The 23909-nt window shown below is 41.2% G+C and carries 19 protein-coding genes and 3 pseudogenes; 10 read left to right on the top strand and 12 right to left on the bottom strand.

Annotation, left to right across the window (positions count from 1 at the left end; translation table 11 throughout):
• Positions 1-731 precede the first annotated feature (731 nt).
• On the bottom strand, positions 732-1502 hold the full coding sequence (locus ACYRY3_RS17875) for an SDR family NAD(P)-dependent oxidoreductase (RefSeq protein WP_460202962.1): 771 nt from the start codon (positions 1500-1502) through the stop codon (positions 732-734).
• Positions 1503-1627: 125 nt separating this feature from the next.
• Positions 1628-3010, bottom strand: a complete 1383-nt coding sequence (mnmE, locus tag ACYRY3_RS17880) for a tRNA uridine-5-carboxymethylaminomethyl(34) synthesis GTPase MnmE (RefSeq protein ID WP_460202963.1) — start codon at positions 3008-3010, stop codon at positions 1628-1630.
• A gap of 151 nt (positions 3011-3161) precedes the next feature.
• Between mnmE and ACYRY3_RS17885 the strand changes: the two genes are divergently transcribed.
• On the top strand, positions 3162-3365 hold the full coding sequence (locus ACYRY3_RS17885) for a hypothetical protein (RefSeq protein WP_460202964.1): 204 nt from the start codon (positions 3162-3164) through the stop codon (positions 3363-3365).
• Between the two features lie 91 nt (positions 3366-3456).
• Here ACYRY3_RS17885 and ACYRY3_RS17890 read toward each other — a convergent pair whose 3' ends face one another.
• The gene (locus ACYRY3_RS17890; RefSeq protein ID WP_460202965.1) at positions 3457-4386 is read right to left on the bottom strand and encodes a CBS domain-containing protein; all 930 of its coding nucleotides are present in this window, start codon (positions 4384-4386) and stop codon (positions 3457-3459) included.
• Between the two features lie 301 nt (positions 4387-4687).
• On the opposite strand from ACYRY3_RS17890, the gene ACYRY3_RS17895 reads away from it, so the two are divergent.
• A complete protein-coding gene (locus ACYRY3_RS17895; RefSeq protein ID WP_460202966.1) occupies positions 4688-5677 on the top strand; it encodes an aspartate carbamoyltransferase catalytic subunit in 990 nt (329 codons plus the stop codon).
• A gap of 549 nt (positions 5678-6226) precedes the next feature.
• Positions 6227-6958 carry a carbonic anhydrase gene (locus ACYRY3_RS17900; protein WP_460202967.1) on the top strand — a complete coding sequence of 244 codons (732 nt, stop codon included), beginning with the start codon at positions 6227-6229 and terminating at the stop codon, positions 6956-6958.
• A 372-nt stretch (positions 6959-7330) separates the two neighbouring features.
• Here ACYRY3_RS17900 and ACYRY3_RS17905 read toward each other — a convergent pair whose 3' ends face one another.
• From ACYRY3_RS17905 to ACYRY3_RS17945, 9 genes and pseudogenes are all read right to left on the bottom strand, one after another.
• Positions 7331-7534 (bottom strand): hypothetical protein, encoded by a 204-nt coding sequence (locus ACYRY3_RS17905; RefSeq protein ID WP_460203033.1) that lies wholly within the window; start codon positions 7532-7534, stop codon positions 7331-7333.
• A gap of 21 nt (positions 7535-7555) precedes the next feature.
• Positions 7556-8020 (bottom strand): annotated as a pseudogene (locus tag ACYRY3_RS17910) (patatin-like phospholipase family protein); the annotation flags it as partial.
• A gap of 346 nt (positions 8021-8366) precedes the next feature.
• Positions 8367-8609, bottom strand: a complete 243-nt coding sequence (locus tag ACYRY3_RS17915; protein WP_460202968.1) for a zinc ribbon domain-containing protein — start codon at positions 8607-8609, stop codon at positions 8367-8369.
• On the bottom strand, positions 8593-9135 hold the full coding sequence (locus ACYRY3_RS17920) for a hypothetical protein (protein ID WP_460202969.1): 543 nt from the start codon (positions 9133-9135) through the stop codon (positions 8593-8595). Before ACYRY3_RS17920 ends, ACYRY3_RS17915 begins: the two co-directional genes overlap by 17 nt.
• Positions 9136-9172: 37 nt before the next feature.
• Complete coding sequence (gene glgX, locus ACYRY3_RS17925; RefSeq protein WP_460202970.1) at positions 9173-11293, bottom strand: glycogen debranching protein GlgX; 2121 nt, start codon at positions 11291-11293, stop codon at positions 9173-9175.
• A 107-nt stretch (positions 11294-11400) separates the two neighbouring features.
• Positions 11401-11652, bottom strand: a pseudogene (locus ACYRY3_RS17930) (DUF1830 domain-containing protein); the annotation flags it as partial.
• Between the two features lie 150 nt (positions 11653-11802).
• Positions 11803-12432 (bottom strand): DJ-1/PfpI family protein, encoded by a 630-nt coding sequence (locus tag ACYRY3_RS17935; RefSeq protein WP_460202971.1) that lies wholly within the window; start codon positions 12430-12432, stop codon positions 11803-11805.
• 73 nt (positions 12433-12505) lie between these two features.
• A complete protein-coding gene (locus ACYRY3_RS17940) occupies positions 12506-13072 on the bottom strand; it encodes a hypothetical protein (protein WP_460202972.1) in 567 nt (188 codons plus the stop codon).
• Positions 13073-13641: 569 nt separating this feature from the next.
• The gene (locus tag ACYRY3_RS17945; protein ID WP_460202973.1) at positions 13642-14058 is read right to left on the bottom strand and encodes a carboxymuconolactone decarboxylase family protein; all 417 of its coding nucleotides are present in this window, start codon (positions 14056-14058) and stop codon (positions 13642-13644) included.
• 1326 nt (positions 14059-15384) lie between these two features.
• Here ACYRY3_RS17945 and ACYRY3_RS17950 point away from each other — a divergent pair.
• From ACYRY3_RS17950 to dnaB, 7 genes and pseudogenes are all read left to right on the top strand, one after another.
• Positions 15385-15657: a hypothetical protein gene (locus tag ACYRY3_RS17950; protein ID WP_460202974.1), complete on the top strand. Its 273-nt coding sequence runs from the start codon at positions 15385-15387 to the stop codon at positions 15655-15657.
• Positions 15658-15696: 39 nt separating this feature from the next.
• The gene (locus ACYRY3_RS17955; protein WP_460202975.1) at positions 15697-16050 is read left to right on the top strand and encodes a hypothetical protein; all 354 of its coding nucleotides are present in this window, start codon (positions 15697-15699) and stop codon (positions 16048-16050) included.
• Between the two features lie 786 nt (positions 16051-16836).
• Positions 16837-20364 (top strand): WD40 domain-containing protein, encoded by a 3528-nt coding sequence (locus tag ACYRY3_RS17960; protein ID WP_460202976.1) that lies wholly within the window; start codon positions 16837-16839, stop codon positions 20362-20364.
• Between the two features lie 155 nt (positions 20365-20519).
• Positions 20520-20837, top strand: a pseudogene (locus ACYRY3_RS17965) (IS630 family transposase); the annotation flags it as partial.
• A gap of 370 nt (positions 20838-21207) precedes the next feature.
• On the top strand, positions 21208-21420 hold the full coding sequence (locus ACYRY3_RS17970) for a hypothetical protein (protein WP_460202977.1): 213 nt from the start codon (positions 21208-21210) through the stop codon (positions 21418-21420).
• Between the two features lie 167 nt (positions 21421-21587).
• Positions 21588-22226: a hypothetical protein gene (locus ACYRY3_RS17975; RefSeq protein WP_460202978.1), complete on the top strand. Its 639-nt coding sequence runs from the start codon at positions 21588-21590 to the stop codon at positions 22224-22226.
• Entirely contained in the window at positions 22219-23562 is a 1344-nt protein-coding gene (dnaB, locus tag ACYRY3_RS17980) for a replicative DNA helicase (protein WP_460202979.1), read from the top strand. Before ACYRY3_RS17975 ends, dnaB begins: the two co-directional genes overlap by 8 nt.
• Positions 23563-23909: the final 347 nt, after the last annotated feature.

Consider the following 23909-nt stretch of genomic DNA (forward strand, 5'->3'; position numbering starts at 1 on the left):
GGGATGGAGTTTCTCAATTTAATGAGGTGAAAGAACAAGATTTATTCTGATTTCAAGCCCCTAAATTTATCTATAAGGTATTTTATCCTTCATCCTTCAAACGTCATCCTTTAGTTGACACTTTGAAACTTACCCAATGGTGTATTGAGTTGTCAATAATGCGTTTACCATTTATACATTGAGCTTGACCTGAAATGGTTATATATATGTCAATGCGCTCGCTAGTGTGTAAAAAATAATACGCTTTTTTTATTTGTTGAATTCTTCTAATTAAACCTATCAGCACTAATTACTACGGTTTTTTTTGTATCAAAATAAACTAAATAAAAAGATATAAAGAATTGCAACAAAGATTGGTTCCACTGGCGCGATCGCCCAAATTCAATTTTATTTAAACAATTTTTTCTGTTATCTTAACTTTAGTATAATGATTTAGTGCTTATTGTGATTTAACCAACAAATTAACTACACTGGAGAAAATAAAATTAAGTATATTAAGAAATGTAAACAATATCCAAACCCATACAAAGGACAAATGACAAATGACAGCCTTAACTTGTTAATATTATTTAAGCATATCTACTTATTCAAATTCCTAAAATGCTACTTACAATCGCGATCGCAATACTTGGTCTTTGTCCAATTCTAGTTTTATTTTCTATGGCTAGGGTATGGGTAGAAACAGAAAAGCAGAAGTCCGATGAATTTGACCAATAATTTGCTTGGGAACTCTACCAAGGCAATTGGCTACCATCCCAGGAAAAAAACTTTCCGCTGTCCCCTTCTTCAAGTTGTTCGATAACAGCCAGTAATTGATTTACTGTTCGCTCAACTGAAAACAATTTGTCATCGGGTACATTTGCTTGAAATGGTTGGGAAAGGCGAGTATCTGTTGTACCGGGATGTAAAGTCACCACTAAAGTCTTAGGGCTAGTTCTGCCATATTCAATCGCTACTGTTCGCATAAACATATTGAGAGCAGCCTTAGAGGCTCGATAACCATACCATCCTCCTAGCTGGTTATCACCTATGCTACCTAGTTTTGCAGAAATACTGGCAAAAATGCTGCGTTCATTATGTCGGAATAGGGGTAACAGGTGTTTGGCAAGCAGGACAGAGCCAATACTATTAACTTGGAAATAGCGCATCAAATTTTCTGGGTTAATCTGTCGCAAGCTTTTCTCTGGTTGTAACGAAGCCTCATGCAATATTCCCACACAGTTAACTACTAAGTGAAGCTTGTTGACTTCTGCACGGATATTTTGGATAACTTCTATAATCCGTACTTCCTCGGTAATATCCATTGACAGACAGGTTAAGCGATCGCCATGTTCCCTTGCAAGAGTTAATAACTCAGAAGCGGATTCTAGTTGACGATAGGTTGCATAAACTTTGTTAATTCCATCCTCTTGCAGCAATCTTCTTACAAAACCAAGACCAATCCCTTGGCTAGCTCCTACAATTAGTGCATGAGCATTATTAATGCTTTGAAGAAAATACATTTTTTTAACTTACCAACTTTGTTAAAAATTATCAACTATAAAATAATATTTCACAATCACTATCAAATTTCCGATTTTTGTAGGGTGGGCATTGCTCACCATCATCGAACGTGTGGCAATATGGCTCATTTCCCAATACAAAATCTGCTAAAAATCCTATCTAATACAGATTCTGTAACTTCCTCCCCGGTAATTTCCCCAAGAAAATAAATAGCACCACGCAGGTCAATTGACCAAAAATCGAGAGGTAATTGTTGGGTGATTGTGGCTTGTACTTGTTCCAATGATGTTTTCGCTTTAACCAGTGCGGCTGCTTGTCTTTGGTTGATGGCTAAATCTAGGTCTGCGGCTTGTACTTTACCTACTCTGACCTTTTCCAAAATCGCTGTTTCTAGAGCATCAATACCCTCGTTGCGAGCTACTGCTGTTTTGACAACCTGAGTGATACTCTTTGGATATTGCACTTCTTCTGCTAGTGCTAGGTCAATTTTATTAATAACCAAAATTAAGGGACGGTGTTGCACTTGTGCGTAGATTTCTCCATCTGCATCTGTCCAACCTGCTGAAGCATCTACGGTTAACAGGACTAAATCTGCAGCACTTGCAGCACGACGGGAACGTTCTACTCCAATCTTTTCTACTTGGTCTTCTGTTTCCCGAATCCCTGCAGTATCTAGCACCTGCACGGGAATTCCACCTACAACCAACTGCGATTCTACAACATCGCGGGTTGTTCCGGGTAAATCGGTCACAATGGCGCGATCGCTCCGACTCCAAGCGTTTAACAAACTTGACTTACCTACGTTAGGACGCCCAACAATCGCGACTTTTAACCCCGTGCGGAGCAGTTCCCCCTTGTCAGCGGTTGCTAAAATCTTGGATATTTCTGCGGTGACGCTTTCGATTTCTGAGATGATGCTGTTTTCATCTAAGGGCGGCAAGTCTTCCTCAAAATCTATTCGGGCTTCGATTTCAGCTAAGATATCCAAACAGCGAGCCCGTAACTGACGGATGGGATGGGCTAATTTTCCCTGTAATCCTGCTAACGCTGCTTGTGCTGCTTGGGGAGATCGCGCACCCACCAAGTCCGCAATACTTTCTGCCTGAGTTAAATCCAGTCGCCCATTTAAAAACGCCCGCAAGGTAAATTCCCCTGGTTGTCCCAGTCTTGCCCCATTTTCCAAGCATAGTTGCAAGACCTGCTGCACCGCCATAATTCCGCCATGACAGTGGAATTCCACCACATCTTCACGGGTGTAGGAACGGGGCCCTTTCATAATCAGCAAAAGTGCCTCATCCACCAGTTGTTTTGTCTGTGGATGACGGATGTAACCATAGAGAATACGGTGGCTTTCCCAAGGTTGACGCCCTGGTGCATGAAACAAAGTTTGGGCAATGTGCATTGCTTCCACCCCAGATACACGCACAATACCCACACTACCTTGTTGGGGGACAACAGCAGTAGCGATGGCGGCAATGGTTCCAGTGGTCGCAAAGATTTCTGACATTAAGTTGTAATTGTGGTTTAACGATAAAAATCAAACTTATTCTAGTTCAAGTGTACCGATTTTCAAACAAATGAGATGCCAACTGGCACGATAATATTTATCTGAAGGGTAATAATGTCTTGACAAATGCTTTATTAAAAAGGAGTTTATTGTGGAACAGCCGAAAATTAACTGCGCTGAAGCTTGCGTTAATGGGTGTGTTTTAGGAGATAAGTGCCCCAACATAGAGTACAGAGAGGCTGCTTCAAAGTTTATTGAAGATACTCCCTTAGACAGAATGATAGAAATAGCTGAAATAGCAAGAATGAAGAAACTTACGCAACCCCCCAAATGGATATTACCAGAGGATACTTAAGATTTGAACCTCTCAAGTTCGCTTATTTCATTTGGTACAGGGCTACAATTAAACCGCGACTTCAACCGAATGGTAAGTCGCGGTAGTTTACCTACTGACTCTTTTGCAATGTTTCTATGACTCCATACATCTGGACTGGATCGAGAACTCGCAGCAGACTGCTTTGAGTTACAAGTCCCAGTTCTTTCCCGCCATCACAAGACACAACTAATCTTCGTGTATGTCGTCGTTGCATCTCCCGAAGAGCAGTCAAGAGAGAATCTTCAGGGCTTAGCAGAAAAAGTGGTGTACTCATGACAGACTGTGCCTGAACCTCTGTTAAATTCATTTGTAATGCCTGAAACTGTACGATATCCCGCTCGGTAACAATTCCTACAGGAATATGAACAAAGTGCCCCAGTTCTAATTCGGGATATTGCTCGGTGATGACGACACAGCTAATTTTATATTCTGCCATGACTTGAGCTAAGCTCAACACTGAGGCAGTGATTGGAGCACGAATGACTTGGGTTGTCATGACATCTCCCACACGCATCAGCTTTAAAAGATGAATGGGGCGTAAAATGCTACGAATACTTTCATGAGAAACAACGCCAATGAGTTCGCCTTTCTCCCCTAATATCGGTAGATGGCGAATGCGGTAGCGCCTAAACAAAAATAGAGGAGCAAAAATATCTTTTAAAGTAGCCTGTGATAGAGTAATCACGGGTTTTGTCATGACTTCAGCCATTGTCACTTTTGCAAAGGGTATGTCAGCGGCTGTTAGTCGCACTATATCCCGTTCTGTAAAGATTCCCAGCAACTCTGTGCCCTGCATCACTAAGACACAGCTAGAACCTATCTCATAGGGAGAAAATACATCTGACTGTAAGTTGACATCAGATGACGAGCTGTGAATCCGCTTTTGGTTCATTAAAACAATGACATCTACTAATCGTGTCTCAGTCGTGACTACGAGTGGGTTACGATCTATTGCTGCTTCTATGGCTGGCTCACTTAGCTTTATGTCATCAAGTTGCATGGCTAGTTTAGCTGGAAATCACGGAACACTGTTTCATAATGTACCAAGACTTAACAGAATTCCTCATTTGTTTATTTCTTGTTTAGATTGGTAACTTTTGTCATTTTTCTTGAGAGTGAACGCTTCCCAGCAATTAAACTAACTAAGTAAAGAAATGTAAAAGTGAAGAAATGTAAAAATCATCTCCGTTCTTACAATGAGAAAGGACAAAGGACAAAGGACAAGCATACCTAGAAGCTTGTATTCTTGTAGTGCAGTCGGTTGTGCTCTTCGTCTTTAAGCACAACTTTGTTAGCTATTTATGCCTAGTACCAATTGGAATCGTCATCACGTTCTTTCCCTTGCTGACTTCACAAGCGCAGAATACAATACCGTTTTGCTAACGGCTGCCAGTTTTGTGGAGGTCTTATCTCGGCGTACAAAGAAAGTACCAACTTTGCAGGGACAGGTGGTGGCAAATTTATTTTTTGAACCATCTACCCGCACTCGCAGTAGTTTTGAACTCGCTGCTAAGCGTCTGTCAGCAGATACGCTGAACTTTACTTCCGCAACTTCTTCCATGACAAAAGGAGAAACAATCCTCGATACGGCGAAGACTTACCTAGCAATGGGAACCGATATCATGGTGATTCGCCATAAGGAGGCTGGTGTTCCTAATACGATCGCGGCTGAAATGGATCGTCTGGGTGTAAGAGTTAACGTCCTCAATGCTGGTGATGGTCAACACGAGCATCCGTCCCAGGCACTGCTTGACTTATTTACTCTTTGTACTCTCCTCGATCCTAACTCTCCGCAAATCGAATTACTTAAGGGGAAAAAGATTGCGATCGTTGGGGATATCGTACATTCAAGGGTTGCTCGCTCAAATATCTGGAGCTTGACCGCAAGTGGTGCTGAGGTACATCTAGCAGGACCACCCACTCTTGTGCCGAAATTGTTTGCTGATTATGGGGAAGACAGACCGGGGAAATTGTTTCTTCACTGGAATCTCGAACCTGCTTTAAAAGACGCCGATTTTGTTATGACTTTACGCTTGCAAAGGGAACGGATGGCTGCTCATTTACTGCCTTCTTTGCGAGAATATCATCAGATGTATGGTATTACACATTCTAGGTTGCAACTTTGCAAGCCTAATGTCAAAATTTTACACCCCGGTCCGGTGAACCGTGGCGTCGAAATTAGCTCTGAAGTTATGGACGATCCTGAGTTTAGCCTTATTCAAAACCAAGTGACTAGCGGGGTTGCTATTCGCATGGCTTTGCTGTATCTCATAGCAAGTGGTAAGGGATAGTGGATAGTGGTTAGTGGTTAGTGGTTAAAAACAACTTAGCACTAACTACTAACTTACTAAGTCGGTGTGAATAAACAAAAATACGTTACAAAATGTAAATACATCTAAAACCCTTACTAGTGAAGTTTTGTCTTACCGACTTACCGCTCAAAATATTAGTGTTGACAGACTCATAGGTGAAGGGAGTGGGATAGCGTCAGAACTTCTTACCTCTGTTGGAGTGAACTTGGAAAATGTACGAATTGAAGTATAAAAAATTATTGACAGAGGTAAGAACTCCAGTAGCAAGGCTTGAGAGCCGATCATAAGTAAAAAGCTTTTGTATGCATAGTTTTATTAAATGATAGATTTGTTTAAATGTTCCACATACTTTTGGTATATTCCAATCAATCACAAAGTTAAATATTTAGCGAGTTGCCATAATTCTTAAACTCTTCATTTCCCTAAAGTTGTTATTTCCATCTAACTAACAACAATTTAGGGTATATGTTTGTGGATTTTTTAATAGCAACTTAGTTAGATTGTGCTGTTTGAGATAAGGTACGTATCATGAGTAGGATTAACGGGTTTGTTGGGCGGCGGAATTTTTTTAAATTAGCAGGTGTAGGTAGTGTCGGTATTGGTGCTAGTGCTGTTAGTAGTGTACTTTGGCAACAAGAGCCAGCTGTTGCCCAAAAAGCTACCACGGCACAAAGACCCCAGCCAGTTAACCCTCAAGCGGCTTTAGCTAGGTTAATTGAAGGTAATAACAGGTTTGTTGAAGGTAAGCGTCTTAATCCCAATCAATCAAAATTACGATTGCAAGAAACTGCTGTAGCTCAATATCCCTTTGCCGCTATACTTGGGTGTGCAGATTCGAGAGTACCTGCGGAAATCGTTTTCGACCAAGGATTAGGTGATTTATTTGTTGTCAGGGTTGCTGGCAATGTCGCCAGCCAAACTGCAATAGGTAGCTTGGAATTTGCTACAACGGTGTTAGGCGCACAACTCATTGTAGTTTTAGGTCATGCCAGATGTGGTGCAGTTGTAGCAGCTACCAAAGGTCAGCCATTGCCTGGGAGAATTGGCGTTTTTGTGGAAGAAATCAAACCAGCTGTAGAAAGGGTAAGAAATAAAACCGGCGAGCTAGAAGAAAATGCCATCATTGCTAATTCCCAATATCAGGCAGAAAGGTTGGCAGAGAGCTCGACCATTTTAAGAGGTTTGATTAAAGAAGGTAAACTGAACATTGCTGCTGGTCGTTATGATTTAGCTAGTGGTAAAGTTACTTTGTTGACTTAATTTTTAATTTAATTTGTCTGTTTCTAAGTATTAATAAGGTAGAAATTTTTACCTTATTACATTTGTTGGAACCAGACAATATTACCCGTCCGCAATCCTTCATTTTATGCTTAAGGAGGAAGCGATCGCCTTCTTGTAACTAAAAAGAAGCACGCTCACCTCCTTCCAGGCGCTTCTAAATATTTTACTAACAGAGTAATTTGCAAATTTCCTCTATTTTTGTTTTGTTTAGTTTAACATAATCATCTCCTGTTGTTTGCAAAAACTCAAGATTTTTGTTATCAATATTGTCAAGCTGAACTTCTTTTTTTCCTAACTCCGGTTGAAGTCTATAGTAAGTAAGCGGTAGAATGCCCTGTTTCTGGCTAGATTTCAACTGATTATGTATTGCAAGTCGGCACCGCACATCATGATATTGAAAAGAGCGCCCTTTCCATCAAAAATTAATCCTTCTCCCGATGCTAACCATCCATAAAGCCCTGAATTAATACAGGATTCATAGGAAAAAAGAGATCGCCCTGTTCCAAGGGAAACAAGTACGTATTCCTTTGCATCAGGATACTGTTGTTTAGCCAAAAATAGAAGTTGTAAAGATGGATTATTGATATAAACTCCACCATCAACTAAAACCTTATCCTGAATGGATTTTGCTGGAAAGTAAGTCGGAGCAGCAGATGTTGCTCTCGCTGCTTCCTACACAAAACAGTTAAATCCATCAGAGTTCTTGTTACTGATATACTGTAATTGATTACTTCTGATGTCAAAAGCAAAAACAACTACCGGTTTTTCTACTTCTGAAATTGCCAAATTGCCAAACTTAGACTTCAAAAAATTTTCAATTGCTTCAGCTTTATATTGTGCCGCTTTAATTCCAGGACCTGATGTTGGAGGAAGAATACTTTGAACCTGAAAAATATCTTTGGCGTTTTTGGTATAAAACCCCAGAAGATCGGATGGAGTATAGCGAACAGTTTTATTATCTATTTTTGGTGTTGCACAAAGTCCCAAAGCAATTATTCCACCAGTTGATGTTCCACCAATAAGGTCAAAGGTACTAGCGATGTCTTTTTGCTATAAATTTTTCAGTTCGCTATCCATAGCTTGAAGTATCTTGGCAGGTAAAATACCGCGAATACCACCACCATCAATTGATAGGATTTTAACAACATCAGGCATAAAAATATCCTCTTTCCATTTTCGTCTCTACACTATAAAGACGATCCCAGAAAGCAATTTGTGAATTTTTTGAGTAAGAGGCTATTTTTTCTCAATCAAATTATGCTAAATCCAAAATCCGTGCAGGGGGCTATTCACACATCTGCTATATAAAACCTAGACAAATCTAGACTTTACTTCCTACTTCATTGGGAGCATGGGAGCGGTTATCCCTCAGCTTTGCTTTCACGCTTTAGCCAAACGCGATACGCTGCTGTGCTTCAACGCGCTTAAAGAGCGCAACGCACTGGCTCAAGTTAATTGCTGCGTTTAAATCCCTATCGATAGAACTGCCACAACTAGAGCAATCGAACACTCGCTCGGATAGGGATAATTGATCTTTCTTGAACCCACAACAACTACAGGTTTTGCTGGATGGGTACCACTGGTCTGCAACAATTAATTGACTACCAAACTTTTCACACTTGTATTCCAACTGTCGTCATGAAAGCTGTCGCAAAACCGTAAACCAGACGAGAAATGGTGTCAGTTTCTTGACGATTACTATCTTCTTTAGAACCAACCAAGCCGATACCAGTGCGATAATTACGATAGTCAATTTCGCCATCTTCAAACTGGGCTTTTCGGTAAAAATTGGCAAGGCTTTGTATCTGCTTGACCCACCAATCTTGCTTCTCAAAGACATATTCCTTTTCTGTTCTGCCCAGAAAAACTATGTGTTTGGCTTCAAAATTGTGCTGAAGAGCCTCAAAATAGAAAATGCCATACACAAAAAGATACCGATTTGGGACAAACATTGCTCTCATCTGGCTGGTACAATCGTAGTATGGTTCTCCCAAATTGCGTACCAGTTCAGCATAAGTGGTTGCGGTTAATGCTACCTTAAAGTTCCTGCCGTCTGATGTTTTGAGACCGAAACTGCCGTAAGCTCCTTGGTGTGGGTCAAACTCAGTGACATACCCAGCCAGCATATCTGAAAACGAAAAATCTACCTTATCCATGAAAGTTCCTCCTACCAGTGAAGTGAATGAGTTGAAATTACTGGGAAATTAGAACGACAATACTGCGGTTTTTGACGACATATGTATTCCCTGAAACCAAAGTCTCTTTGCCTCTTTCTACAATGTCCATAGGAGAAGGCTCAGCAGTATCTACAACTTTATACCATCTCCTATTTTCAAGATAAGGAATTTCAAAGTCTATATCTTCCCAGTACATATTCAGCATGACGTGAATGTCTGCGTTACCGTTGAAGCCTCCCATAGTGTATGCCAGAGATCTAGCATGAGGGTCATCCCAAGGCGTGCCGAATAACTTACAACCATGCCAAGAGATATCTGCTAGACCGCGCTCATTAACTTCGCCAGTAAAGAATTGGCTGCGGCGTAAGCCAGGATGGCAGTAACAGCTGCGGAAGTCAATCATCTGCTTGAAGAATCTGAATATATCTGCGTTATTCTCAACAAGATTCCAGTCAAACCAATTAATTTCGTTGTCTTGACAGTAGGCGTTGTTATTGCCCTTTTGAGTGCGTCTGACTTCATCGCCAGCCACTATCATTGGAACGCCCTGAGAAAGCAAAAGAATAGCTGCAAAATTCTTAATCTGTTTCCGCCGCAATGCATCAATTTCTGGGTCTTCAGTTTCTCCTTCAAACCCACAATTCCAGCTCAAATTGTCACTAATGCCATCTTGGTTTCTTTCACCATTAGCTTCATTGTGTTTCTCGTTATAAGAAACCAAATCATTGAGGGTAAACCCATCATGGCAAGTGATAAAATTAATGCTATTAATTGGTAAATGTCCGGTCGTTTGATAAAGATCGGCACTTCCGGCAAGGCGTGCAGCGACTGACCCAACCAGTCCTGGATCTCCTTTAACAAAGCGTCGAATGTCGTCTCGATAGCGCCCGTTCCATTCTGCCCAACGATATCCGGGGAAGTATCCAATGAGATAGAGACCACCTGCATCCCAAGCCTCAGCAATGATTTTGGTTTCAGCCAACGCAGCAGATGTTTCAATGTGCCAGACTACCGATGGATGAACCATAGGCACTCCATCTTGCCCACGGGACAAAATAGACCCTTCATCAAACCGGAATCCATCAACGTGCATTTCTTTTACCCAAAATTCCAGGCACTCCACAATTAACTTTTCCGAAATTGGGTGATTGCAGTTGAATGTGTTTCCGCAGCCAGAGTAGTCCATATAGTACTGCTTATCCCAAGGTACAAGGTGATAGTAAGTACTATTTCCAAAACCTTTTAAGTTAATGGTCGGACCCTGATGGTTACCTTCGCTAGTATGATTGAAGACTACGTCTAGGATGACCTCGATCCCTTCCTTGTGCAACGCCTTAACCATATCCCGAAACTCGTTAATCGGGTTTTTCTCCTTAGGAGAAGAAGAATAAGAGCAATCAAGGGCAAAGAAACTGTGGGGGTTATATCCCCAGTAGTCTTTTAGCTGTATACCGTTAACTTCTCGGACAATTTCCGTTTCGTCAAAGTCAAATACTGGCAAGAGTTCAACAGCAGTTATGCCTAATTGTTTTAAGTAAGGAATTTTCTCAATGACCCCAGAGAAAGTTCCTTTATGTTTGCAGCCAGAAGTGGGTGACTTAGTAAATCCGCCAACATGCATCTCGTAAATGATGGTATCACTCATCGGGCGATTGAGAGGACGATCGCCTTCCCAGTCATAATCCGATATATCGGTGACCACACTACGCATTGAGGTGAGCAGATTGTCTTTTGAACCCAAAGCATCAATGCGGTTCCAAAGGCTATTGTCGTTTCCCCTAGAGTAAGGATCGAGCAATAACTTATTTTTGTTAAAACGGTGCCCTGCCCTGTGTAAATCTTGAGGACCGTCAACTCGATAAGCGTAGCCAACTCCAGGTTTCAATCCTTTGACGTAAACATGCCAAAAGTGAAAGGTTTTATTGCTTTTTGGGTCTAATTTAATAGTTTGGATAGGTGCTGGGTCACTAGGCTCTTCAAACAATAAGAGTTCGACAGATGTCGCATGTTCTGCAAAGATTGAGAAATTGACGCCATCTATGCATGGTGTTGCACCTAAGGGATGTGTGCGTCCCACTTCTATTTCGTACTTTGCTGGAGCTAATTGTATCTGGAATTTAGGTGTTGTTGCAGTCATTTTGCTCGTTTGTTCACTTTAGAGTGTCTATTTAGATATCTACCCCAATTCAGTGAGGCGTTTTAAGGCTTTGCTAAGATATTGTTGTTTGGTTAGCTGCTTCCTCAGTTAATAAGTAGGTTGTCGCACAATATCTTATCTGATAAGATTGCACAGACCTTTGTGCCCGTATGAATTTCCAATTGGGCATTTGGCGGCGCTTGAAACAAAAGACTTTGTCCTGGGAAAATAACTCGCTCAAAGTACCAATTGGGAACATTCGAGATCCGAGCAATTTGAATCTGACCAGTGGCATTAACGTAGTTGCAAAGAATTTTACCGGGCTCATCGGAAGGTAGAGAATCAAGTATTTGAGTCATACCTGAGTCATAAGTACAGGTGCAATGCTGAATCTTCTGCTTAATTGCCACTCCCAAGTTCAAGCGTTAACCCAGGTTTTAAAACAAAACTAAGGAGTGGTCTTTTTCTTTCCTACCAAAAAGGCTCGTTCTTTAGTCTTGGTTTTCTTTTTACTTAGCTACTACTTGCAATTGCTGCTCGTTAATAGCTTTTAAAAATATATCCATGAACTCGGCAACTACATTAGGATGTTTGGCTGTTATCAAATTGCCATCAATATGTATGTCTTTAGTCCCATCACCATCAAAGACAATGATGCCTCCAGCGTTTTCCACATCACACAAGATGTTATGGGCACAAGTCACTTCACGGTTTTCCAGCAGTTCTCTATCGGCAGTAAATAGCCATAGGCTATGGCAAATAGCTCCAATTTTCAATTTGCCAGCATCCATAGCCTTGACAGCTTTTCGGAGAAATCTAATGGCAGGAGCTTGGTTACGTTGACCCCTTTTATGACGCTCTTCATAGCGAAGACGATCCATAGCATAAGCACCAATTAGAAGAATGCCTTCATAGTCGGTAGCCTCAATATCATTCACTTCTACCGTAACCGTGACTTCTTCTATTAAATCAATACCCTTGAAGGTCAATTGTTTTTGGTTCCAAAGATGGGATATGTACTCCACTTCATATCCATTCGCAGGAAAAAACTTGTTGAAAGCGCGGAACTCAATTTCGTCAAAGTGATCCTCAATGAGTACACCTATTTTTCCCTTATTCTTAAAAGTTGTCGTTGCCATGTTGTCCTTTTTCCCTGATGATTGGGGCTGCTAAGTTTTCAATTTGCTGCCTAGTAACTTGTGGCATTTTTTATCAACGCTCGATCAACTCCAGCAATTCAGTTGGTGCAAAAACATCGCGATAAAAAGTGAGCTGCTCGCATTTTAAGTGACATGCACCTCTGTGCCCGCGTCGGAGCCAGGTTACGTTTCCCTTAGCGATGACTTCATTTGTCTCGTCATCCATACAGTACCATTCAAAGTAAACGACTTCACCATGAAACAAAACGATGGGCCAAGTCATGGTTACGTTTGGTTGGGCAATAACTGCCCACCAATTTACTTCTCTCTCTGTCCCAGCTGTTCTGCCAAGAAAAGGTCCATCAGCACATAAGTAGACAAGATTATCCGCATATTCCTCTGCTAAAATGTCTCCCCTTCCTTGTCGCAGGGCTTCGCAGTGAGTTGGCCACCAATCCCTATTTTCCTTTTCTATTTGCGCTAAGCTGTATTGCAGATTTATTTCAGGTAAAGTTTTTTCACGAAGAGAAATGTAGTCCTTAGCATCTTGGATCAGTTTCTCTGCTAACACTTTGTCAACTAGCCCTGGCTTTGAATAATCTGCGGATAGTTGTTGGTAGTAGTTGGTTCGCGTTTTCATCTGAAACCTCTGTGATAGTAGTAGAAATTGCAGTGCTTGGCTGTAGGCTTTACCAGATCGTGCCCAGAATGCCCCCGCTATATGCGTTCGTGCAACATATCTGCGATTAACAAGCATTAGGATAGGCAGTCTCTCCAACTGGTGGAATCTAGAGGAACACGCCGCCCTTATGAATGGGCGTTCTGGTATTCGGTACTGGCGAATTTTTTCAAAATATGTTTGGGATTGAAGCCCCTTCCATAATTTTAGGAATTACGCATTAACAGCAACAATCAAGTATGAGGCTAGAATTTTCAGGCATTAAAGTTTGTTTTTTTCATTATAAGCGATCGCCTACTACCTATTTGAGGATAGTTGCCAAAAGGTTGCAACAACCGAATGAGCATTAACATACATGATGGACTGTTTGTGTTGTGCGTAAATCCTAAATTTTTCGATTGCAATCCCAATCCCCTTCACTAATCGGCTGTAGCTAGATAGTGCTGAGTAGCATCACAAACGTAATGAATAAAATAGAAGATGGCTTGCTGTCCAAACACAAAGCTCAAACTAAATTATTCTGCTATTCATCAACTCCATAAGCCTTCAGAACTTTCTTCTGAAGGACCGAGAGTCTCATTAAGGGTACCAAAGCACCCCGCAGCCTTATTGAAACCTGCGTAAACGCACATAAACAAAAGGAGCTCCTCAATTTCTGCACGTGTGGCTCCTTGTTGCATAGCCATATTCACGTGTGCTGCAAAAGGGCTACCGGGTCCGACATGATCTTGATTTGCAACATCAACAGCGACTGTTATTAGAGCCTTAGTTTTTTGATCGATTAATGGAAGGCCCCATACTTCGCCGGCTACACGGGTACAAAAATCTCCAAACTTCGGATTGATGCATTTTAAAGCATCTTGAAGTTGTTTATCATCTAAAACCGCATTTTTGTATCCTATTGCATTTTCATCTTGAACCAGAGTCTTAAAATCATCCTGTTTCATAGTGTCTCTCCACCTCTTACATGAGTTTTGACATTTTGTCGCAAAGATTATTTTGAAGCACAAAAAGCCGCTAAGTGAGATCTGCTTTTGTGGTAAACCTAAAAACTTTGATAAAGAACTTGGTCTAGGTTTCCATTATAAGTAAAGGTGCAGCTATGCTTAATTCATTGCTCTTTTTACTGCACTTTTTAGTAACAAATGGAACCCTTTTCGTCTTTTAGTTTTTCAAGAGTGGAAGGTTTTAGCCAGCGAAAATCCTTAGGTTAACGCTCAATTTAAGTTGTTCCGCTATAATGTGAGCCTTTTTAGCTAATTTATTGCCATTTTATGGTTCCACCTATACCAAGTCTTTGTAAACTTGCGCTTAAAATTCCCTTAGGCTAGAAGCCCAGAGCATCGGTTCAGTCATCCCACACAACCCGGCACCTTGCTTGTGAACAGTGAGATTTCGCTGACTAAACTCGATAATTGCGTTTTAACGCTGAAAACTTACTGCAAACCGATTTCACGAACTTTACATTGATTTACGTAGTATTGTTTATTCTCGCTTACCTACTTATATATAAAAACAATATTAAGGAATTGGATAAAGAGTTCAAAAGGTAAGAGCCTTAATTAAAGGCAGTTTTGACGACAAGGCACCGGTAAAGCGAAAAGCATAACCCTTTTTTAGATACTCTCTAGAGTCTCAGCTTTTAGAGCAGTCACAAAAAACCAGATGTAACAGTTGCGAGTAGAGATTATGGGGATAAACCCAGTGCAAAGGTATATCCCTATTGCAGTTATGTTTGTCCTTAAATTATCGATCTTTAGTACCTACCAGAGAACCAATTCCAATGTCTATTTGCCCTACAGCTTAAACTTCACTAAGTAGATCGGCACAAATAAAGCCACCTCATTAAGGTAGTCATTTGTCATTTGTAATCTATTAATTGTAAGGGTTTGAGTCATTTTACACTCCAAAACACACAGTCACTTTTATTCCCACTTGCCTACTTAGCCACACTAAGTTCAGCTTTAACGTGTTTATCTTAACTGGTGCAGATCGGTGTCAAGATAAATAATATTGAGTACACTTCTCTTTTCTTTAATGCCATTACCACAATAATGGAAAAAGGTGAAAAGTTCATTTTTTATTGTCTTTTCACCTTTTTATTCCTTAATCCTGTGTCCTCTACTCTTTGCTCTTGCAAAGCATATTTTTTTTGAGAAGGTATATTCGTAAATAGCTTAATTGTTGTATCATCAGGAGCGCTAGCTGTCTTCAAAAACCAACGTTTATTTGTACAACCTACTTATAGTTCATGAAATAGGAAGGTTTTACCAATGCATTGGGTCGCACCTACTAGGAGTGAGTCGTCGATTAAAGCTCAAGGCAGCCAGTCATTAGCGGTTAGCTTGAAAGCAACCGTTCAGGAGAAAAATTGTCCTTGCTGTTCCCATCGGCTGTTACAGCATATTCGTAATAACCGTGTTTACTGGTTTTGCCGAAGCTGTTGGCAAGAAATGCCGTTGCTAAATTTAGAAAGCCATAACTCATTATCCGCCTCTATGACAACTATTAGCTTGGAAAAAAAATTGATTCATTTTGAAGAATAAAGATAATTCAAGGGGTACAACAGATTTAAAGCCTAAACCATGACTAAGACAATTATTAATCTCACACATTCGGTGGTTATTGGAACAATTGAGGATGTTTTAGACACTTATCCTCATCATCCCTATCGACAGGTTCTCTTAATTCCTGACTTACGTCAAGAATTGATTGCTTATGTTTTGAGCCGAGTATCCAATCACTATGTAGCCATCGCGGGGGAACAACAACTATCTTTCAAGTCCGCACATCAATTGCTTAGCCAAGAAATATTGTATATTGAAGCTTTAATTCATAAAGGAATTGAGAAAATTTTTCAGAAAAAGGAAGAACAAATGAGTCACCAAATCCCAAGAGCCATTGAGCCAGGTTTTGCTCCTTCTAACTGGTTTGGCTGAATATTAGATATTACAGCAGGTTTCATCAAAGAGAGGTACAGTTTGAGTTCTAGGAATGCCCAGTCCAGAAGATTGGTGATATGTATTAGTTTACTCATGTACTTCATTTACATGAAATCTGCTATGTATTTTTTTACTGTTTATTTATAGTGCTTATACCATTTCACTAAATTTTTGCTACATACGCTACCCTCATGCCACCTTAACCAGGACGCTCTGGGAGTGTCCGAGCGCGTCTTCAATCGCAGCCAGAACTAATCACAGTATATTAAGTAACAACTAAGTAAAAACATATGCCTTTAGCCGCTCTGCTTACAAAGAACATAGTAAGAGCGTTACAATTAATTTCCTAGAGCCCCATACAGTAATACCACGCCACTCGGTTGTTAAACTTAGGTTAACGAAAAATCGCTCGTCTCAAGCATAGAAATCAGGTTTTTGATCCCAAGGCGTGATGAATGAACCGACAGTTGAGGCAGCGGTTTGTAAAGAGTGAATGCCCTGACAACCAGTATTTACCTGATACTCATGGATATTGAGGTAAATTTTATGGATTTCAGGCTTATTAAGAATTTCTAAAGATTATAAGTACTTGCGTCTTTAAGGCTTTTCTGTGATACTATCTGGTGTGGAATAGTATACTATTTTTAGGTCATTTGTCCGCAAGATTGGTAACGAGCAAGTAGCAAATACAGTTTGCTGCTCACAAATATTGCCCTTTAGAATACCTCAGGCTGTAGTAGCTGCTAACAAGTTATATATAGTGCTATATAAGGTGGTGTTTGAATGAAACTTTCAAAGAACAAACGAAAACGCGGTATTATTCTGACTCCAGAAGGGTTGCAAAAACTTCAGTCGGCTAAGCTGGCTTCGGAAATGAATGAAAATTATGGAAACAGATACACGCTGGAGGATTTAGGGGGACGCATCGGAATCAATACTGCTACAATCTCCAAGGTGCTGTCTCGTGAAGACGGAGTTGACAAACGTACACTTGAGCTTTTTTTCCAAGCTTTTAATTTAGAGTTGGAGAAAGATGACTATACAAACTCAACCCAATGTCAGCGCGAGGATTGGGGAGAAGCAGCTAATGTATCAGTTTTTTACGGACGTACAGAAGAAATAGCCAAATTAGAGCATTTGCTCGTTGATGAGCAGTGTAAGTTAGTGGCAGTTTTGGGAATGGGGGGAATCGGTAAAACTGCTCTGTCCGTAAAGCTCGCACAGCAGATTAAAAATAATTTTGAATATATCATATGGCGATCGCTGCGAGAAGCCCCGCCCGTTGAAGCGATTCTGGCTAACCTAATCCAGTTTTTGTCCGACGAGCAAGAAACAGAAGCTTCTTTACCAGAAAAAGCAGGCGACAGAGTGACGCGGCTGATTGATTATCTGCGAGCCTCACGGTGTCTGCTGATACTGGATAATATAGAGTCGATTCTGCGTGGAGGTACTCGAGCGGGGCTTTATCGGGAAGGCTATGAGGGATACGGGGATCTGCTCAAAAGGGTGGGAGACACAATTCACCAAAGCTGCTTGGTGTTGACAAGCCGAGAAAAACCTCAAGATGTAGCATCACTAGAAGGACAAACGTTATGTGTACGTTCATTCCAATTGGGTGGTCTGAGTTCGGTAGACGGACAGGAAATTTTGAAACTCAAGGGAATTTCGGGTTCTGAATCAGAATTTAGAAAAATGGTAGAGCGTTATGCAGGGAACGCTTTAGCTTTGAAGGTAGTTGCTACAGCTATTCAAGATGTCTTTGATGGTAGTCTGACTGAATTTTTAAAAGAGGAAACAACTGTTTTTGGTGGCATTCACGACCTTTTAGAACAGCAATTTTCACGTTTGTCAGATTTAGAAAAGGACATAATGTACTGGCTGGCGATTAATCGCGAACCAGTTTCCCGCTCGGATTTGAAAGAAGACATTGTATCACCAATACCAGCAAACAGATTACTGGAATGTTTGGAGTCATTGGTAAGGCGATCGCTAATCGAGAGAAGCGAATCGGTATTCACATTACAATCTGTAGTGATGGAGTATGTTACTCAGCGATTGATAGAGCGAGTTTGCGAGGAGCTTGTCACGCTCAATCTCGATCTATTTAAATGTCATGCTCTCATGAAGGCAACGGCAAAAGACTACGTGAGGGAAATTCAAATTCGTCTTATTCTTAAACCAGTTATAGATGGGTTACTTAATGTTTTTAAAAGCAAAAAACTCGTTGAAAATCGACTAACTCAAATTCCAGCAATTGTGCGGGAAACATCTCCGCTAGAACAAAGTTATACGATAGGAAACATCCTTAATCTGCTTTGTCATCTGGAAACGGATTTAACTGGCTATGATTTTTCTCATCTAAATGTTTGGCAGGCAGACTTGCGGAATGTGAAATTACATAATGTCAGTTTTCAAAACGCCAATCTAGCTAAGTCTGTTTTTGCTGAAACTCTCGGCGGTATTCATTCTGTAGCATTTAGCCCTAGTGGAAAACTCCTGGCTACGGGAGATACTAATAATGAGATTCGCCTATATCAGGTTGCGGATGGAAAACAACTGCTTACCTGCAGGGGACACACGGGTTTTGTCTGGCCGGTTACCTTTAGTCCTGATGGTCAAGTTCTTGCCAGTGGCAGTGATGACCAAACAGTGAAACTGTGGGATGCTAGCAGTGGGCAATGCCTCGCAACCTTAAAGGGTCATAGCGGTGGTATATGGTCAGTTGCCTTCAGTCCCGATGGGGATCTACTTGCAACTAGCAGTGAGGATCAGACAGTGAAACTGTGGGATATGAGAATTGGAGAATGCTTCAAAACTCTGCGAGGACATAGTAATCGGGTCACATCAGTCGCCTTCAGTCCTCAAAGCAGTGTGGTAGCCAGTGGCAGTGATGACCAAACGATAAGGCTATGGGATACTACTAGTGGTGAATGCTTTGCAACTTTGGAGAGTGACACTGGAAATCGGTCAGTTGCCTTTAGCCCAGATGGTACTGTTTTGGCTAGTGGTTGTTATAACCAAACTGTGAAGTTATGGGATGTCAGCCGCAGTCAATGCCTTCAAATTCTGCATGGTCATCATGACTGCGTCAATTCAATTGCCTTCAGTCCCGATGGTCAGAAACTGGCAACTAGCAGCGACGATCAAACGGTGAAACTTTGGGATACTAGAACTGGTCTCTGCCTTACCACTCTTAAAGGACATAGTAGCAGGGTGCCATCAGTTGCCTTTAGTCCAGACGGAAAGATGCTAGCTAGTGGTAGTGAGGATCAAACAGTAATCCTTTGGGGTGTTAGTACCAGTGGATGGCTCAAGACTTTGCAGGGTTATTGTAATGGGATATGGTCGGTCATCTTCAACCCCAATGGTTTTGTTCTTGCTACTGGTAGTAATGACCAAAAGGTGAAACTGTGGGATGCCATAACAGGTGTCTGCATCAAAACTTTGCAGGGACATAATAATCGAGTTACATCAGTGTCCTTTAGCCCAGATGGTCAGATGCTTGCTAGTGCTAGTGAAGACCAAACAGTGAAACTGTGGGATGCCACAACAGGTCTCTGCCTCAAAACTTTACGGGGACATACTAATCGGCTCACATCAGTTGCTTTCAGCCCAAATGGTAAGATACTGGCTAGTGGATGTCAAGACCAAACAGTAAGGCTGTGGGATGTCAAAACAAGTCAGTGTTTGAGTATTTTACAGGGTCATACGCATTGGGTATGGGTAGTTGCTTTTAGTCCAGATGGTCATATGCTTGCTAGCGGCTGTCATGACAAAACAATAAGGTTATGGGATAGCAGTACCGGTCATTGCCTTAAGACTCTGTACGGTCATACTGACAGGATCTGGTCGCTAGCTTTCAGTCCTGATGGTCGCATACTAGCAAGTGGTAGCACTGACCAAACTGTGAAACTTTGGGATGTCAGTACAGGTCAGTGCCGTGAAACCTTGCAGGGACATACCAGTTCCGTATACTCACTTTTCTTTCGAGATGCTAGCACGCTGGCAAGTGGTAGTGGTGACCAGACGGTAAAACTTTGGGATATTAGTACAGCTAGCTGTGTAAGAACTTTGTTGGGACATTCCAAGTTAGTCTGGTCAGTAGCTTTTAGTCCCAACGGTCAAACTTTAGCTAGTAGCAGTGAAGATGAAACGATAAAGCTTTGGGATGTAAAGACAGGTGAGTGCTTGACAACTCTGAAAAGCTCTAGACCCTACGAAGGCATGAATATTAGTAGGGTGATTGGTTTAACTGAAGCTGAAAAAAATGCTTTGAAAGATTTAGGGGCAGTTGAATATAAAGAGGACTAATAACAATTCTCTTTATTTTATGCTGCAAGTTTGCACGGAAACATGAAATACAACAGGAAAAAACCTGTTGCTAGAATTTGTCTTTGCATAGTCAATAACTGATATCATGTCCGGATAATAGCTTACGATAAAAGCAGAAAGCGCAAGGATGAGTCATGCCGAAACGAATTAGTGTAGCTAAACATTTAAGTATTGAAGAGCTAGAAAAACGTTATCGTCAAGCTAAAAATGGCATAGAAAGCCGTCAGTATCAGATTATTGGTTAGTAGCACAAGGGAAAAAAACGGCTATATGTAGAGGAAATAACGGGCTACAGCAAAACATGGATATAAGCATTGGTAAAAAGATACAACGAATCAGGGTTGGAATACTTAGGCGATAAGGCTTCAGCCGTTAAACCTCCGGCTTATCGCAGGCAGTTAAACCAAGGTAAACAGCCTCTAGTGGATGATATGCAGCAAGCACAGTTCTGGCATGGTAAAGAGGAGTTTCCTCTGTTACAAAATTTTGCATTGCCAAGCCAAATTATAGGATGAGTTAGTTGTTATAGTATGCGATATTTATAGAGAACTTAAGCAAGGAGTTTTGGAAATATGACTAATTCAATATTAGCAAGGGATCTCCTCTTTCCATACTAAGCCAATGCTTACTGAACACATAACATCAGCTATAAGGAAGTAGGGCAAAACATCAGGTGTTACAGGCTTACACAAAGACTCTTTTGAAGATGCAACTTTAGTGGGTCTTAGGTAGCCACTAAAGAACGGCTAAAAGCCAATACGTTAGAGGATTAGCCCCTATCTGGCAGGATAGGGACGGAAGATTGTAGTTACTAAGTAAATTATGACCCAGAACAATTCCAGAATTCAAGAGGGGTTTTACCTTCTTCAGCATGAGGAATGGCTCAAAGCCTTGCGGAAACTAAAACCATCGGCTTTCATCCTAAAACACAGCAAGCGAATCCATCTGTGTGGAAAATCAGATTTGACAAAACTGGCACTAGCTCAAGCTACCTGCTCTGAATTCAATGTTACCGTGACTTTTAAAGAGGTGTAATGATGTCCCAAACGAAGAATAATAAGTCACCTCTTTTTTACCCCCTTACTTACACCGAATGGATTGAGACTGTGAAGGACTTGACTGGTGCTGAAATCAAGGTCCTTTACTACGTAAGATCGTTGGACCCTTTTGGTAATCGCGAACTTGATTATAGTGTTACCCAAATGGCTTCAGAATTAGGACTTTCTAAGGGTGCAGTTTCAAAAGCCATTAAAGTTTTAGACCAAATGAAACTTATTGATGCCGAGCTGGTAAAAGTCAAAATCCGGCTGAAGCCCAGTAAAACAAATGTTTTGGAGTTTCCAGAAGGAAATGGTGTTTCCTATAGTAAACAACAGTTTCCTATAGGAAACGACGGTTTCCTAGAGGAAACAACAGTTTCCTATAGGAAACAACAGTTTCCTATAGGAAACGATCGCTGCTCAGAACCCTTGCAGGAAGAGGATTTCAGCGCTTCTAAGATCAATATATATTATTTAGAATTCTTAGACTCTCTCTCAGAAAGCGAGCGAGCGAATTTTTTGAAGTTCTGCAAGGAAGCTGCCTCAAACCTCAGCCAATCAGTAAACGACATTGAAGCATGGCTGGCACACAAGACCAAAGCGGGGAAGAACCGTTGGGAAGTTTATTATGAAAAATTCTTAGCTAAACAAAAAATCCAAACCAAGGAGTCCAAAACCAGCTATGACAGCCAAATGAAAAAGTTTCAACAAGAAATCGAGCAGCAACGGCAGCAAGCAGAAAAAGCTTGGCAACAATCACCAGATGCTGTTGGAGTGAAACAGGAGGTAGGATATGATTGATAAATTACCTCCCCAAAGCATAGAAGCTGAAGAAGCAATCCTAGGTGGCATTTTGCTCGATCCGGAGGCACTTGCCAGAGTATGCGATCGCTTAATTACCGATGCTTTCTACATCAGCGCTCACAAAGTTATCTATCAAGCTATGCTGCGGTTGTACAATCAGGGCAAACCAACAGATTTGCTGTCAGTTGTCAACTGGCTCACCGATCATGACTTAATAAAGCAAGTTGGCGGCAGAAACAAACTAGCGACTCTTGTAGACCGTACAGTTTCAGCTGTGAACATCGATGCCTTAGCAGAACTGGTAATGGACAAATACCTGCGGCGTCAGGTGATTAAAGCAGGCAGTGAAATTGTGCAGCTTGGGTATGAAACGAGCGTTGATTTAGATTCGATCCTCAACATCTCAGAGCAGAAGGTATTTCGGCTTGCCAACCAAAAGTTTGACTCAAAAACAGAACACAACAGCACAATTACCGTCGCTGCTTACTCGGAGATAGAGTCCATTAGCCCTATCTATCGAACGGGAATTCATAAGTTGGATAAGTTAATAGTTGGGTTTGAATCCGGAACTCTTACCATACTTGCTGGCAGACCTTCAATGGGTAAAAGCTTTATCTCCTCATTCTTAGCTCTCCAGATGATACTGCTCCACAACCTACCTGTTGTTGTCTTCTCATTGGAAATGACAAAAAAGCAGTTGGAATACAGGCTGTGGAGTTTAATGAGCGTTACAACTGCCTACAAACATTTAAATCTAGTACCCCTTCCATGCGATCGCATCCGCAGACATCGTTCTCTTGATTGTCCGTTAACTGAGTTGGAGTTTGCTAGCATTGCCAAAATTAGTCGCATAGCCGCAAATTTACCGCTCTACATAAATGATTCAAGAGGAATTACAGTTTCACAGATTGCTTCCGAATGCCGACAGGTTAAGGCAAAAGAAGAAAAACTGGGGTTAGTCGTAGTTGATTATCTCCAGATGATGGCAGAAGACACTGGAGGTAACCGCAGTTACGAACTAGGAGATGTAGCCAGGGGTCTTTACAAAATGGCAGGGGAATTGGATGTTCCAGTGCTAGCACTTTCTCAAATCTCAAGAGCACCGGAAAATAGGCAAAACAAGCGCCCCATGATTAGTGACCTCAGCCAGTCGGGAATTTTAGAGATGGTGGCAGATAATATAATACTCGCTTACCGGGATGAGTACTACAATCCCGACACGGATTTGCAAGGAATCCTAGAACTCCTGGTTGCTAAGTCACGACATGGAAGCACGGGTACGGCAACAGCGTTCTTTGACAAAACCTATGGAATTATCAGGAATTTAGCTTAATTGGTCAGAAAGTTTCTATTGGTACAGAATTTGGTACAGCATGGCTCTTTATTGCAACTGATTCTTGAGATTCTTGAGAAATTTTATAGCTTATTGCAACTCTTATGGCAACTTTTTCCCTCTCCACCTTTCAATTACCAGTATATTTCGAGACATTACTGCGCTACCTTTGGTACAGGCGTGTACCACATGACGAATAATATTTATTTTTTTTTAAGCCATAATATGGAAAGCTTTAAAAAATTTTTCTCTCAAACTCTTTTCGTTTTTCATGAGGATTTTTGGTATAGTACATCAGCAAAATGGTACAGTTGGTACCTTAAATGGTACAGCTTGACAATACAATG

The sequence above is a fragment of the Scytonema sp. NUACC21 genome (assembly GCF_054684315.1).

Bases quoted from the DNA above. Each gene is read 5' to 3' on its own strand.
- ACYRY3_RS17875 (WP_460202962.1), bottom strand. From the start codon at position 1,502: ATGTATTTTCTTCAAAGCATTAATAATGCTCATGCACTAATTGTAGGA.
- mnmE (WP_460202963.1), bottom strand. From the start codon at position 3,010: ATGTCAGAAATCTTTGCGACCACTGGAACCATTGCCGCCATCGCTACT.
- ACYRY3_RS17890 (WP_460202965.1), bottom strand. From the start codon at position 4,386: ATGCAACTTGATGACATAAAGCTAAGTGAGCCAGCCATAGAAGCAGCA.
- ACYRY3_RS17895 (WP_460202966.1), top strand. From the start codon at position 4,688: ATGCCTAGTACCAATTGGAATCGTCATCACGTTCTTTCCCTTGCTGAC.
- ACYRY3_RS17900 (WP_460202967.1), top strand. From the start codon at position 6,227: ATGAGTAGGATTAACGGGTTTGTTGGGCGGCGGAATTTTTTTAAATTA.
- ACYRY3_RS17920 (WP_460202969.1), bottom strand. From the start codon at position 9,135: ATGGATAAGGTAGATTTTTCGTTTTCAGATATGCTGGCTGGGTATGTC.
- glgX (WP_460202970.1), bottom strand. From the start codon at position 11,293: ATGACTGCAACAACACCTAAATTCCAGATACAATTAGCTCCAGCAAAG.
- ACYRY3_RS17935 (WP_460202971.1), bottom strand. From the start codon at position 12,432: ATGGCAACGACAACTTTTAAGAATAAGGGAAAAATAGGTGTACTCATT.
- ACYRY3_RS17940 (WP_460202972.1), bottom strand. From the start codon at position 13,072: ATGAAAACGCGAACCAACTACTACCAACAACTATCCGCAGATTATTCA.
- ACYRY3_RS17945 (WP_460202973.1), bottom strand. From the start codon at position 14,058: ATGAAACAGGATGATTTTAAGACTCTGGTTCAAGATGAAAATGCAATA.
- ACYRY3_RS17950 (WP_460202974.1), top strand. From the start codon at position 15,385: ATGCATTGGGTCGCACCTACTAGGAGTGAGTCGTCGATTAAAGCTCAA.
- ACYRY3_RS17955 (WP_460202975.1), top strand. From the start codon at position 15,697: ATGACTAAGACAATTATTAATCTCACACATTCGGTGGTTATTGGAACA.
- ACYRY3_RS17960 (WP_460202976.1), top strand. From the start codon at position 16,837: ATGAAACTTTCAAAGAACAAACGAAAACGCGGTATTATTCTGACTCCA.
- ACYRY3_RS17970 (WP_460202977.1), top strand. From the start codon at position 21,208: ATGACCCAGAACAATTCCAGAATTCAAGAGGGGTTTTACCTTCTTCAG.
- ACYRY3_RS17975 (WP_460202978.1), top strand. From the start codon at position 21,588: ATGGCTTCAGAATTAGGACTTTCTAAGGGTGCAGTTTCAAAAGCCATT.
- dnaB (WP_460202979.1), top strand. From the start codon at position 22,219: ATGATTGATAAATTACCTCCCCAAAGCATAGAAGCTGAAGAAGCAATC.